Source organism: Bacillus sp. 0102A, assembly GCF_036765155.1.
Taxonomy (GTDB): domain Bacteria; phylum Bacillota; class Bacilli; order Bacillales; family Bacillaceae; genus Bacillus; species Bacillus subtilis_G.
On the sequence record NZ_JBAIZW010000006.1, the window covers coordinates 59,416 to 71,929 of the forward strand.

Annotated in this window: 13 protein-coding genes; 2 read left to right on the forward strand and 11 right to left on the reverse strand. The window is 46.3% G+C overall.

Annotated elements, in window-relative coordinates:
* Nucleotides 1-13: 13 nt before the first annotated feature.
* The 9 genes from V6D41_RS14545 to V6D41_RS14585 form a co-directional block, all read right to left on the reverse strand.
* Complete coding sequence (locus V6D41_RS14545) at nucleotides 14-1,210, reverse strand: dihydrolipoamide acetyltransferase family protein (protein WP_333518679.1); 1,197 nt, start codon at nucleotides 1,208-1,210, stop codon at nucleotides 14-16.
* A 14-nt stretch (nucleotides 1,211-1,224) separates the two neighbouring features.
* Entirely contained in the window at nucleotides 1,225-2,253 is a 1,029-nt protein-coding gene (gene acoB, locus V6D41_RS14550) for an acetoin:2,6-dichlorophenolindophenol oxidoreductase subunit beta (RefSeq protein ID WP_333518680.1), read from the reverse strand.
* Between the two features lies 1 nt (nucleotide 2,254).
* On the reverse strand, nucleotides 2,255-3,256 hold the full coding sequence (gene acoA / locus V6D41_RS14555; RefSeq protein ID WP_333518681.1) for an acetoin:2,6-dichlorophenolindophenol oxidoreductase subunit alpha: 1,002 nt from the start codon (nucleotides 3,254-3,256) through the stop codon (nucleotides 2,255-2,257).
* A gap of 228 nt (nucleotides 3,257-3,484) precedes the next feature.
* Nucleotides 3,485-4,174 carry a YfjL-like protein gene (locus V6D41_RS14560; protein WP_333518682.1) on the reverse strand — a complete coding sequence of 230 codons (690 nt, stop codon included), beginning with the start codon at nucleotides 4,172-4,174 and terminating at the stop codon, nucleotides 3,485-3,487.
* 28 nt (nucleotides 4,175-4,202) lie between these two features.
* A complete protein-coding gene (locus V6D41_RS14565) occupies nucleotides 4,203-4,655 on the reverse strand; it encodes a DUF6884 domain-containing protein (RefSeq protein ID WP_333518683.1) in 453 nt (150 codons plus the stop codon).
* Between the two features lie 81 nt (nucleotides 4,656-4,736).
* Nucleotides 4,737-5,294: a GNAT family N-acetyltransferase gene (locus tag V6D41_RS14570; RefSeq protein WP_333518833.1), complete on the reverse strand. Its 558-nt coding sequence runs from the start codon at nucleotides 5,292-5,294 to the stop codon at nucleotides 4,737-4,739.
* A gap of 248 nt (nucleotides 5,295-5,542) precedes the next feature.
* Nucleotides 5,543-6,523 (reverse strand): tRNA dihydrouridine synthase, encoded by a 981-nt coding sequence (locus V6D41_RS14575; protein WP_333518834.1) that lies wholly within the window; start codon nucleotides 6,521-6,523, stop codon nucleotides 5,543-5,545.
* A 361-nt stretch (nucleotides 6,524-6,884) separates the two neighbouring features.
* Nucleotides 6,885-8,285, reverse strand: coding sequence for a 23S rRNA (uracil(1939)-C(5))-methyltransferase RlmD (gene rlmD, locus V6D41_RS14580; RefSeq protein ID WP_333518684.1), 1,401 nt, complete (start codon nucleotides 8,283-8,285; stop codon nucleotides 6,885-6,887).
* Between the two features lie 157 nt (nucleotides 8,286-8,442).
* On the reverse strand, nucleotides 8,443-9,306 hold the full coding sequence (locus tag V6D41_RS14585; RefSeq protein WP_333518685.1) for a DNA-3-methyladenine glycosylase family protein: 864 nt from the start codon (nucleotides 9,304-9,306) through the stop codon (nucleotides 8,443-8,445).
* Between the two features lie 116 nt (nucleotides 9,307-9,422).
* Here V6D41_RS14585 and corA point away from each other — a divergent pair, with 116 nt between their 5' ends.
* The gene (gene corA / locus V6D41_RS14590) at nucleotides 9,423-10,382 is read left to right on the forward strand and encodes a magnesium/cobalt transporter CorA (protein WP_333518686.1); all 960 of its coding nucleotides are present in this window, start codon (nucleotides 9,423-9,425) and stop codon (nucleotides 10,380-10,382) included.
* Nucleotides 10,383-10,482: 100 nt separating this feature from the next.
* Nucleotides 10,483-11,343: an NAD(P)-dependent oxidoreductase gene (locus V6D41_RS14595; protein WP_333518687.1), complete on the forward strand. Its 861-nt coding sequence runs from the start codon at nucleotides 10,483-10,485 to the stop codon at nucleotides 11,341-11,343.
* Between the two features lie 35 nt (nucleotides 11,344-11,378).
* Here V6D41_RS14595 and pdaA read toward each other — a convergent pair whose 3' ends face one another.
* Both pdaA and V6D41_RS14605 read right to left on the reverse strand, forming a co-directional pair.
* Nucleotides 11,379-12,170 (reverse strand): delta-lactam-biosynthetic de-N-acetylase, encoded by a 792-nt coding sequence (gene pdaA, locus V6D41_RS14600; protein ID WP_333518688.1) that lies wholly within the window; start codon nucleotides 12,168-12,170, stop codon nucleotides 11,379-11,381.
* Nucleotides 12,171-12,269: 99 nt separating this feature from the next.
* Nucleotides 12,270-12,455 (reverse strand): SE1561 family protein, encoded by a 186-nt coding sequence (locus tag V6D41_RS14605; RefSeq protein WP_087992562.1) that lies wholly within the window; start codon nucleotides 12,453-12,455, stop codon nucleotides 12,270-12,272.
* Nucleotides 12,456-12,514 lie beyond the last annotated feature (59 nt).

Below are 12,514 nucleotides of genomic sequence, written 5' to 3' on the forward strand. Positions count from 1 at the left end.
TCACCTGCTTTTCCTATAAAATTAATGCTGCCGGTTCTTCTAAATATGTTTTAATGGCTTTCAGAAATGCAGCGGCAGGAGCACCGTCACAAGCCCTGTGATCAAATGTCAGGCTAAGCGGCAGGATCGTGCTTCTCACAATCTCTTCCCCTTGATACACGGGCGTGTCATAGCTTGCTCCGATGCCGAGAATACCTGTTTCCGGCGGATTTAATATCGGCGTAAAATGCTCCACTCCAAAAGCGCCAAGGTTTGTAATAGAGAAGGTTGAGCCTTGCAGTTCTTCGCTTCCTGCCCGTCCCTCGCGCGCTTTTTTGGCATGCTCTGAGATGGATTGGGCCAGTTCAACCAGCGATTGCTTTTCAGCGTGGCGAATCACAGGCACAACTAATCCATTTTCCAAGGCCACAGCCATTCCGAGGTGCACATAAGGATGTGTGATGATGCGTTCATTTTGATAAAAGCTGTTCAGCGCAGGATGAGCTTGCAGAGCGAGGACGGCGGCTCTTGAGACCAAATGAGTCATCGTCAGCTTTGTGCCGTACCTCTCTTCTGCTGTTGGAGAAAGCTGTTTTTGAAGGGCTGCCAGCTTGGTGATATCAGCCTTCATCGTAATCGTCAGCTGCGCGCTGTTTGCCAGGCTTTCCTGCATTCTGGCCGCGATAACTTTTCTCATGCCTGTCACCGGTGTTTCTTTCGCCTTCTGCTCAGAAACCGGCTCTGGCCGATCTTTTTTCTGTTCAGCAAGCGCCTTTGTTACGTCGTCTTTTACGATTCGCCCGCCTGGCCCTGTGCCTTTCAGCTGTTTCAGGTCTAATCCTGCTTTTTCCGCTATTTTTCTGGCGACTGGAGATATTTTGATACGTTCTTTTTTGACGGCTCCGGTTTTGTTTTCGTATTTTACGGGCTGGGCGGCTGGCGGCTCACTGTCTTCTGCAGCAGGCGCTTTCGCCTCTTCCTGCGCCGATTCATTAGCATCCCCGATGTAGCAGATCGCTGTGCCGGGCGGAACCCCTTCTCCCTCTTTGACTTTGATATCGATCAGCGTTCCTTTTTGCGGCGCCTCAACATCCATTTCAATTTTCTCCGATTGAATGCTGGCAATGCTTTCTCCTTTTTCAACCGGATCGCCTACTTTTTTATTCCATATCGATACTTCCCCTTGTTTCATGGCCATTCCCAATTTTGGCATCACTACTTTTACCGCCATTTGTGTCCCCCCCATTAATTCATTGCCGGCTCGCCAAGCAATTCTAGCGTGACGCTGACAATTTGATCTGCTGTCGGCAAATATTGATCTTCAAGCACTGGTGAAAACGGCACCGGTGTATGCGGCGCTGTAATTCGTTTAATCGGCGCATCAAGCAAATCAAAGCCCTTGTCGGCGACAATCGCAGCAATATCTGTGGCAATGCTGCAGCGCGGATTGGCTTCGTCAATGATGATCAGCCGGTTTGTTTTTTCCAACGATGTGAAAATCGCTTCCTCATCCAGAGGAGACAGACTGCGAGGATCAAGCACCTCGGCTTCGATGCCTTTCTCTGAAAGCTGTGCAGCCGCTTCAAGTGCGGTATTTACCTGCTTGCCGACCGCAAACAGCGTGATATCGCCGCCTTCGCGTTTGATGTCCGCCTTTCCGAGCGGGATTGTATAATAATCTTCCGGCACCTCGCCCTTCATGTTGTAGGACGTTTTGTCTTCAAAAAAGAACACCGGATCATTGTCTTCGATTGCTGCAAGCAGCAGTCCTTTAGCGTCATACGGATTGGACGGAACAACCGTCTTCAGTCCCGGAATGCTGGTGAAAAGGCCATACAGCGCCTGTGAATGCTGGGCAGCGGCCCGGAACCCCGCTCCATATGTGGTGCGGATGGTAATCGGCACTTGCGCTTTTCCGCCGAACATATAGCGGAATTTCGCGCCTTGGTTGATGACCTGGTCAAAGCACGTGCCGATAAAATCATTAAACATCAGCTCGGCAATCGGTCTCAGCCCGGTTGATGCCGCAGCCATAGCCGCACCCATGTAGCCCGCCTCAGAAATCGGTGTGTCCAGCACTCTTGTGCGCCCGAATTCCTGTACGAGCCCCTTTGTGACCCCTAATACACCGCCCCAAGCTTCATCATCCTGCAAATGATCGACAGCCGCTCCCCCGGCGACATCCTCGCCGATCAAAAGCACATTTTCGTCTCTTCTCATCGCAAGCTTCATAGCTTCATTGATCGCGTCTGACATGCTTATGACTCTCGCCATCTCACATTCCCCCTTTTTCATATGACACGTAGACGTCTGTCAGCAGTTCTGACTCTTTTGGATAAGGACTGTCTTCGCTGAACGAGACGGCTTTTTCAATTGATTCATTGACACGCTTTTCAATGTCTGACAGTTTATTGGCATCAGTTTCTTTTAAAAGGTAGTTTTTAAAGCCTTGAATGGCATCCTTTTCTTCAAGATGCTCAGCTCTTTCATTCTTCGTTTTATACGTTTGGGCATCCCCTTCGAAATGGCCGTAATTTCTGTAGGTCATACATTCAATCAAAGACGGGCCTCCGCCGTTTCTTGCTCTTTCTATCGCTTCCTCGGCTGCCTGGTAAACTGCTAAAATATCTTTTCCGTCCACCGTGACTCCCGGCATATTATAGGCAGCCGCCCGATCAGCGATTGAATTACAGGCCGACGCGTATTCAAATGGGGTGGCTTCGCCGTAGCCGTTGTTTTCATTGATAAACACGACAGGAAGGTTCCATACTGCCGCTAAGTTCAGCCCTTCGTGGAAGGTGCCTTGGTTGTTTGCTCCATCTCCGAAAAAGCAAACGCTTACATTTTTAGTCTGTTTATATTTAGCGGTGAGCGCTGATCCGCATGCGAGCGTAAATCCGCCCCCGACGATTCCATTTGCCCCTAACATGCCTTTATCGAGATCCGCAATGTGCATAGAACCGCCCTTGCCTTTGCACAGTCCGGTCGCTTTCCCGAAAATTTCCGCCATCATGCCGTCCAGATCACAGCCTTTGGCGATACAATGTCCATGTCCCCTGTGCGTGCTTGTAATGCTATCGCCATTATCTAAATGAGCGCACACGCCTACCGCTACCGCTTCTTCACCGGCATACAAATGGACGAATCCGGGAAGCACTCCCTGTGCGAACAGTTCATGCACTTTGTCTTCAAAGCCCCTGATTTCCAGCATCTTTTGGTACATCCACAGCGCTTTCTCCTCAGTTAATGACAAGCCTTCTCGTTTTAACAATTCCATTTTGTGCGCCTCCTTCTATTTAGGGTTCACATTTATAAATGCAAGAAGTGTGCCAGTCTTTGATGCCCGAAAAATCAGGTTTTTCATTTTTACACTAGAGACAGTTTGAGACAGGTGTCTCATTTTGTCTCGATCTGATCCATTTGTCTCGTTTTATGGCATGCAAAAAAGACCGGGCATCACCCAGTCTTTGACAATGATCGACGTATTTATTTCCTCGGAAATCTTTTAACTTCCTAATTCCTCTGCATCGTTTGGCTGAATGGCTGTTTTCGGAAGAAAATCAATTGAATATTTGACATAACCGAAACCGCCGTCCCCGTCCTCCTGCATACAGTCTACCGTGCCGTTTGCATATGTATATCCCTTTTCATTAAGTGTTTTTCTTACTATTTCCGCCATCTTTGCGGCATCTGTTTTTGATAACCCGCTGGCATCTAACTGAATCGTCATGCTCATAGGCGCTTTTTCAGCCAGCTGTTTGTTCCATTTTGTATCTAATGTGAACTGGCCGTTTTCAATGATCAAAGCAGCGTCAGCTTTTATGATTTGCGGCACCTCTTTTTTCAGATCTGCTTCGATTTCCTTCGATGCTTCTTCATTTAAGTGTTTCGCTACTGATTCGGTATACGCTTCTTCAATTCCATCACACGTGACTTTCGGATGGAGAAATCCCTTCGTACACATTGGATAGCGATGAGATTGAATGTTTGCTTGGAACACATATTCAGTGGTTTTAGCGCTATATACCCCATTCGTGATGTTGATTTCTTTTTTAGGATAGGTCTGTTTCACATATGATGTGAGCTTTTGCTCTGCGGCATTTTTCGAAAAAGGATCACCGAATAAAACATGATAGATATACAAGCCACATCCAAATACAGCAATGGCAAGGAAGCCGAACACAATTCTTTTCATTTTCACACTCTTTTCCGAAAATATACTTTTACAGTTCATGTTTTTCTTCAGCCGCTCTGTTCAGTGCCTGAAGCATGTAGCCAATGCCTTTGTACGGTGATAGCGGCCAGCTGATGTGCTGGTGTTCACTGATGACGGCGTTAAGGACACTGCGATATTTTTTCCCGCCGAGCATGACGACCTCTTCTTTTTCGAAAAAGCCCTTTTCGCGAAATTGGCGGCTCAGCTCCTCCGCTGTCATGATCTCCGGATGACCGGTTCCAAAAGCCACATCGTAATTTTCGGGTACGATATCATCTGGGCGAAGGAATCCGTGCTTTGCAGACAAAATGACCCACTCGTCAAAAAACGCTTTTGCATACCGCTCGCACGCTTGATGAAACGGGCTGAGATAAGCGTCTTCCGCCCTTGTTGGACCCGCGTCAGGCCGGACGTCCCATATTTTTTTCTTGCCGCAGGGGATGATGCATACTCGTTTCATTTTTCTATTCCCCCTGTTTCATTTTTCATATCCCGGGCAGTTAGTTCCTCCCATTATTGTGAAAGAGGCATTAGTTAAAATTCATTTTCCCAAACCAGATGTAAAATCTTCTTTGATCATTGAATACATATATAAATCTTCAAATTTACCACAAGCAAATTCATAATGTCTCAGCAAGCCCTCTCTGCTAAAACCTTGTTTTTCCACTAGTTTTATCGATGAAATATTAGAAGGTTCAATAAGAGCTTCAATTCTTTCCAGCTGCAAGTGGTTATATCCATATTTGACAACAGCCTCTAGTGCTTCACTGACGATTCCTTTTCGCCAGTAATCTTTGCTTAATTCATATCCAACTTCAGCTCGATAATGTTTTGCAAGTCTATTAAGAAATCCACAGCTTCCTATGACGATGCCAGAATCTTTAAGTGTAATGCCCCATCTGACACCTGTACCTTTTTCATATATGGATTTATACCACCTAATCTCTTTCCAAACATCACTAGTTGTTTCAAAGGGTTCTAACCCCATCGGCTTAACAACATCTTGATCTGAAAGATATGTTAGCATATCTTTGTCATCTTCAAAGTTTACTTCTCTTAACAATAATCTTTTTGTTTCAATTATAGGAAATTCTTTCACCATAAACTCCCCCTTCTTTGTATCCGCACCATCTCCTGTTATTACCATGTATTTTATCTTATCCTTTTAGATAAAAAAAGATAGCAAGGACAATTATCCCTGCTATCTTGATTCTTATCATACTTCAACAGCTTCTCGGCAGAATGTCTTCCCGCATATCAAATTTTTCGCAGGAATAATCGGATTCAATACCGCTTCCACCAGTTTAACGTCCCACTTCGCTTTACCCTTGAAATGGGATCCTTCTGCTATTGCTCCGCCCCATTAAGATACTTTCTCTCAAATTCATCGAGCAATGCACGCACTTCGTCTGTTGACTTTGTGTTCATACATTGGTTTCTTAAATCACTTGCCCCGCGGAATCCACGGAGATATATCTTGAAAAAGCGAGGAAGCGGTTTATATGCTCGAGCTTCTGTTTTTGAATATTCATCATGGAGATCCAGATGCAGTCTCAAAAGATCAATCAATTCCTTACTGCTATGCTCTTTCGGCTCTTTTTCAAAAGCAAAAGGATTTGTAAAAATACCGCGTCCAATCATTATCCCGTCAACGCCGTATTGTTCAGCAAGTTTCAAGCCAGTTTCACGGTCAGGAATATCTCCATTGATCGTCAAAAGTGTATCTGGTGCCACCTCGTCACGAAGTTTCTTAATTTCCGGAATCAGTTCCCAATGCGCATCTACTTTGCTCATTTCCGCTCTTGTACGCAGATGGATGGAAAGATTCGCAATGTCTTGCTTCAGTACGTGTGTCAGCCAGTCTCGCCATTCGTCCACATCCGTGTAACCAAGCCTTGTCTTCACACTCACAGGCAATCCTCCTGCTTTTGCTGCTTGTATTAATTCTGCTGCAACTTCAGGACGGCAAATAAGGCCGCTTCCCTTTCCATTCCCCGTCACATTAGGTACAGGACAGCCCATATTGATATCTAGACCCTTAAACCCTAATTCCGCCATGCCAATACTCATTTGCCGGAAGTTTTCAGGCTTATCTCCCCATATATGGGCGACCATTGGCTGTTCATCCTCAGTAAAGGTCAAACGGCCTCGTACACTATCCTTTCCATCTGGATGACAATAGCTCTCCGAGTTTGTAAACTCCGTAAAGAACACATCAGGTCTGCCTGCTTCACTCACGACATGGCGAAAAACAACATCAGTCACATCTTCCATTGGTGCCAGTACAAAAAATGGTCGTGGCAATTCACGCCAGAAATTATCTATCATAACAAATTCAAATCCTTTCATTATGGATACCAGGCCAAACGTAATTAAGCAAAAATGTTCTTTTACACTTATAGCATGCTGAAGCGCTTCTTATCAAACGATAGTAAATTTTGAACATTTAAACCTTTACCCATAACACATAAATAGCGATAAAGTACACCGATCACAGGGTTGGGCACATGACCCGGGTTTCTGTTCTATGGCTCTGACATTATTCTTATCAATAGCTGGGGGCTTATCACATATTGTTTCTTTGGCCCTAGTTACATAAAAGACAGCAGGGCAACGCTGGCGCATGAAAAAGACCCGGAAATCGGCAGTGTTCTCTCCGAAATCCAGATCTGATTAGGAATCGTTTCTTTTAATTAGACGATTTTAATACAAGCTTCGCCACGGCTTCCACATGAGCCGTCTGCGGAAACATATCCACAGGCTGAATATATTCTACACGATAGTCTTTTGACAGCGTCTGCAAATCCTTCGCAAGCGTGGATGGATTGCAGGAAACGTAGACGAAGCGTTTCGGTTTGACTTTTTTGATCGTGTCCAGGAACGTGCTGTCACAGCCCGTTCTTGGCGGGTCAACGATGACGACGTCCGGGCGGAAGCCTTCTTTCGTCCATTTCGGGAGCCAGTGCTCGGCTGTTCCTGTTACGTATGTGGCATTTGTCATGCCATGTTTTTTGGCGTTTTTCTTGGCGTCATCAATCGATTCCTTGATGACATCCATGCCGCGGACTTCCTTCGCGCCGTCCGCTACCCACATGCCAATGGTGCCGACGCCGCAATACGCGTCAACGACTTTTTCTTTTCCGGTCAGCTGCGCCGCTTTTTTCACTTCGCCGTACAGCTTGATGGTTTGTTCCGGATTGAGCTGGAAGAAAGCGCGGGCGCTCAGTTCAAATGAGACGTCGCCGAGCACCTCTTGGATCACTGTATGTCCGGCGAGCGGTTTTGTTTTCTCACCGAAAATGACAGAGGTTTTCGCTCCGTTTACATTTTGGATAATGGATTTGACCTCCGGCAGGCGCTTTTGGATCGCTTTGACGATTTCTTCCTTGTGCGGAAGCGTTTCTTTTGCTGTCACAAGCACTACCTGCACCTCGCCTGTTTCAAAACCGACTCGCGTCACAATGGTGCGAACGTCGCCTTTTCGTTTCCGTTCATTATAAACAGACACATTGAAGTCCTCTAAAATGCGGCGGACGATGCCTGTTGTTTTGTTGGTTGCCGGATGCTGAACGATGCAATCTTTGATCGGCACGATGTCATGAGAATCGAGGCCGTATAAGCCTGCGATGATGCTCCCGCTTTGCGAGCGCCCGATCTGGAATTGGCTTTTGTTGCGGTAATTCCACGGGTTATCCATACCGATCGTTTCTTTGATTTCCATGTTTTCTACTTTAAACTTCGTATGGCGTTCAAGAGACTGAATGACGATGTCACGTTTTTCCCGAAGCTGTTGGCTGTATGCAAGGTGCTGAAGCTGACAGCCGCCGCACTCTTCGTATACAGGGCAAGGCGGTGCCACACGGTGCTCCGACGCCTTGCGGATCTTCTTCACGCGGCCTTCCGAAAACTTCGGCTGAACCTTTGTGGCCTGCACGACAACCTCTTCACCGGGAAGCGCGCCGGGCACAAAGACGACTTTTTTCTTAAAGTAGCCGACACCTTCTCCGTTAATGCCGAGACGCTTAATCGTCAGCGGAAAGGTTTGTCCAACTTTCAGTTCGACGGGCGCCTGTTTCTTTTGTTGGTTCACGTTGTTCTCTCCGTTTCTATATAGAGCTTTCTGCAACTAACAGAAAGTGAAATGTTTTTTTCACATCTTTCTAGTATAACACGCTTGCCTGGATTCCTTCATATTTTTCAAAAACATTACCAATTTTACTCAATAAACCAGCAAGGCAGCCGTTTTTCTATTCGATACTCCTCCACAAATACAAAGACGCATAGCTTAAATAAGGCTCCCACTCCTTACTCATCGCCAGCATGACATCCTTTGCCGGTTTGTCGTCCAGCTGAAAATGGCGTTTGATCGCATTTTGGAGTCCAATATCGGCAAGCGGGAACAAATTTGGGCGCCCAAGCCCGAACATGAGAACGTTTTGCACGGTCCACGGGCCGATGCCTCTGATTTTGACCAGCTTCTTCATGATGTCTTCATCTGTCATCTCCGGCAGCTTCGACAAGTCGAGTGTGCCTTCAGCGATCATCCTTGACGTATCAATGGCGTATTCCGCTTTCCTCATGCTGAATTGCAGATCGCGCAGATCCTGATAATCGAGTTCCGCAATCGTTTCCGGCGTTGGATAGCACCACACGCCGTCCTTCTGTTCGCCAAACGCATGAACAAACCGTTCGGTTAACGTATAAGCGAAGGAAAGATTGAGCTGCTGGTGGATGATGCATTTCATGATGCAGTTGTACACGCTGTAGTCCAGTACAAGCGGCGTGCCTGCATGCTCTTCAAAAATGGCGGACAGACTCGTTTTCGAAAAATGATCGAGAACGTGCTGCAGATCATGTTCCCATTGAAAAATCCGCTTGATTTCCTTCATCATCTCTTCCTGATCCGTTTCCCCGCTGACGAGAAACCCAGGCTCATCCGCATGGCCCAACGCCTGTACCTTCACAATGCACACGTCTCCCGCTTGGTTTCTGATCGGCACACGTATTTCCCGCGCTTCTTTATCTGCCGCATTGAGAGGGTCTAAAGACAGTCTGTCCAGCACGCGGTCAAAATGGTACGGAGGCGTGACAGATACTTTTTCCTTCCACATGCAATCCACCCTTTTTCCGTTTTTTGTCCAGTATAACACGCCACTTGAAATAGGCAGAACACCGTATACTTTTCTCATAAAGGCCGCATGATATAATGGCAGGTGGAGGGTTGTTTATGATCAACATTACGGCAATTACAACAGAGCATCAGCTGCTGAAAAATATACCGATCGAACGAGTGGAACAGCCTGATATTGCGTGGTACTGGGTTGATTTATACGGCCCGGAGGATACAGAAACGGCATTATTGAGAGATTTTTTTCATTTTCATCCGCTTGCTATTGAGGATTGCTTTCAGCATATGCAGCGGCCAAAGCTTGACAATTATGACGGCTATCGCTTTTACGTGATTCATGCGCTGAATAAAGAAACACTGGAGACAGAGGAAGTGGATATCTTTCAAGGCGAAAGATTTGTCGTCACCTTTCATTTACATGAAACGCCCGGTATCGCCAAAGTCCGGGAGCGTTTGTATGCATCACCGGACCTATTTAAAAAAGGGCCTGGACATATCACTTATATGGTCATGGATCAGCTTGTTGATGAATATTTTCCTCTCGTGTACAAAATTGAAGACAGGCTGAACGAGATAGAAGAAAGCCGTCCTCACAAAACATACGGAACATTGATGAACGAGGTGTTTGATCTGAGGACAGATCTATTGCATCTGAGACGGACGGTTATTCCGATGCGTGATTTGCTCTATCGGATTTTAACCCTTGATCATGTGAAAGAGCATCAGGAAACGAAAGCCTATTTCAGCGACATATACGATCACTTGTTAAAATTATCTGAGATTGTGGAATCCAACCGTGACATGACGTCCGACTTGCGCGACAGCTATGTGACACTGAATACAAATCGGATGAATGCGATCATGATGACACTGACGATCGTATCGACCATTTTTATCCCCCTCACCTTTATTGCCGGTGTGTACGGGATGAACTTCGACTACATGCCCGAGCTTCATTGGGATTACGGATATTTCGCCGTGCTCGGCCTGATGGCCGCGCTTGTGATCGGGATGCTGATATGGTTTGTACATAAAGGATGGTTCAACATATTTAAATGAGGACAGCGTAAAGCTGTTCTTTTTATGTTGGCAAGCCGATTTCCATGCATATGATATTTTATTTGTTTATAATGGAAAAAATGTTCAGGGAGTGATCAGATTGAAAATTGCTGTTATCGGACTCGGCAATATGGGACAGCCCATTGCCCGAAACGTACTTCAGGAAGGCTATGAATTGACTGTTTATAATCGGACGGAACAAAAGACGAAGGAATTTGTAACAGAAGGTGCACAGGCAGCTGACACGCCGCGACAGGCGGCAGAGTCCGCTGATATTGTCATAACGATGCTTTCAGATGACGATTCTGTCAGCGCCGTGACATTCGGAGAAGACGGGCTGATTGAAGGATTAGCCAAGAACGGCATCCACATTTCAATGAGCACAATCAGTGTCGAGTTCTCTGAAAAGCTCGCAGCGGCTCATGCGGAAAAAGGACAATCCTTCCTCGCCGCTCCAGTACTCGGAAGACCGGATGCGGCCGCCAAGGCCGCGCTCCGCATCATAACAGCCGGGCCGGCGGAAGCGAAGCAAACCGCCAAGCCTCTGCTTGACAGCCTGAGCCAGCAGGTATTTGACGTTGGCGAAGAAAGCAAGACGGCAAACGCGGCCAAAATCAGCATCAATTTCTTGCTCGTGTCTATGCTGGAGGCGTTATCTGAATCATTCTTAATGATGGAGAAGTACGGCTTAGAACAAAAACAATTTTTAGAAATCGCCAGCGCTCTCTTTGGCTCTCCTGTCTATCAAAATTACGGAACCATCATGGCTGAGCAGAAATTTGAGCCTGCCGGTTTCAAAATGTCTTTAGGACTGAAGGATACCAACCTGGCACTTGCCGCCGCTGAACAAGTGTCTGCACACCTCCCTCTTGCCGAGCTGGCCAAGAGCCATTTTGAAAGCGGGATTGAAAAAGGCTTCGGAGATCTGGATTGGGCCGCACTCATTAAATGTATCAAATAAGAAGAAAGCCTCTCCGTTCATGGAGGGCTTTCTCGTTACAAGGACGGCAGCTTCATTTCTTTCTCAAACATCAAATCATCAATGCTTTTAAATGTGTAGCCTTGTTTTTTCAGGTCTGTGATCGCATCATCCAGTGCTTCGGCATTGTCCTTCGATACGGTGTGAAGCAGGTAAATGGCCCCTGGGTGCGCCTGCTTGATCATATGATCGTAGGCATATTTCTTCCCCTTTTGGTTTTTGATTTTCCAATCAACAAAAGCGACCGACCAGAAAATGGTTTGATAGCCTAGGCGTTTCGTTTCTTTCAGCACGTATTCACTGAACACGCCACGCGGCGGACGCAGATACAGGTTGTCCTGCTTTCCCGTAATTTTATAGACCTCTTCGTTGACTGAATCGAGTTCGTCCTGAATCTGGTCAGCTGTTTTTTTCGTCAGATCCGGATGGTGAAACGAATGGTTGCCGATAATATGCCCTTCATCTGACATGCGCTTAATTAGCTCAGGCTGATCTTTTACGAAATGCCCTGTGACAAAAAATGTTCCTGTTACGCGGTGTTTTTTTAAGACATCAAGCACTTTTGGCGTATAGCCATTTTCGTAGCCGTTATCAAACGTTAAGTAAATCGTTTTTTCCTTGGTATTTCCTAAATAAAACGCGTCATATTTTTCAATTAAACTGTTCAGCTGCTCCCCGGCATCAGGCGGCTGATGATTGACACTTCGTTTAAAGCCCCAGTTAATCGGGTCATTCGGCACCGCTCTCGCCTGTACTGCTCCCCCGGCAAGCAAGACGGCGGCGCAGCATATTGAACACATCCACTTCATGGCCAGCGCTCCTTCTGCATTTTTTTATATTTTACAGAAAGGCGCTTCGTTTTATACTGACGCTTTATGTCAAAATAAAAAACCGCAGCGTGCGCGGTTTTATTCCCAGTCTTTTTTAAAGCGTTCGTATTTCGCTTCCAGGTCATCAAGCATGCTGATGAGTCTGTCTATATCTTCAACGTCAGTTGCTTCAGGGTCTAATGAATCAACGACGTTCATAAACATGTCGAGTCTGTTCTTTAAATAATCAAGCTGCTGATCCTTATTATTTACGGCGTTTCCCATTCTGTTCCTCCATTCATTTTTTATTATGGTAGCTCATTTTTTGCCGTTTTTCAATCGCT

Bases quoted from the DNA above. Each gene is read 5' to 3' on its own strand.
- V6D41_RS14585 (WP_333518685.1), bottom strand. From the start codon at position 9,306: ATGTGGAAGGAAAAAGTATCTGTCACGCCTCCGTACCATTTTGACCGC.
- corA (WP_333518686.1), top strand. From the start codon at position 9,423: ATGATCAACATTACGGCAATTACAACAGAGCATCAGCTGCTGAAAAAT.
- V6D41_RS14545 (WP_333518679.1), bottom strand. From the start codon at position 1,210: ATGGCGGTAAAAGTAGTGATGCCAAAATTGGGAATGGCCATGAAACAA.
- acoB (WP_333518680.1), bottom strand. From the start codon at position 2,253: ATGGCGAGAGTCATAAGCATGTCAGACGCGATCAATGAAGCTATGAAG.
- pdaA (WP_333518688.1), bottom strand. From the start codon at position 12,170: ATGAAGTGGATGTGTTCAATATGCTGCGCCGCCGTCTTGCTTGCCGGG.
- V6D41_RS14575 (WP_333518834.1), bottom strand. From the start codon at position 6,523: ATGATAGATAATTTCTGGCGTGAATTGCCACGACCATTTTTTGTACTG.
- V6D41_RS14565 (WP_333518683.1), bottom strand. From the start codon at position 4,655: ATGAAACGAGTATGCATCATCCCCTGCGGCAAGAAAAAAATATGGGAC.
- V6D41_RS14560 (WP_333518682.1), bottom strand. From the start codon at position 4,174: ATGAAAAGAATTGTGTTCGGCTTCCTTGCCATTGCTGTATTTGGATGT.
- acoA (WP_333518681.1), bottom strand. From the start codon at position 3,256: ATGGAATTGTTAAAACGAGAAGGCTTGTCATTAACTGAGGAGAAAGCG.
- V6D41_RS14605 (WP_087992562.1), bottom strand. From the start codon at position 12,455: ATGGGAAACGCCGTAAATAATAAGGATCAGCAGCTTGATTATTTAAAG.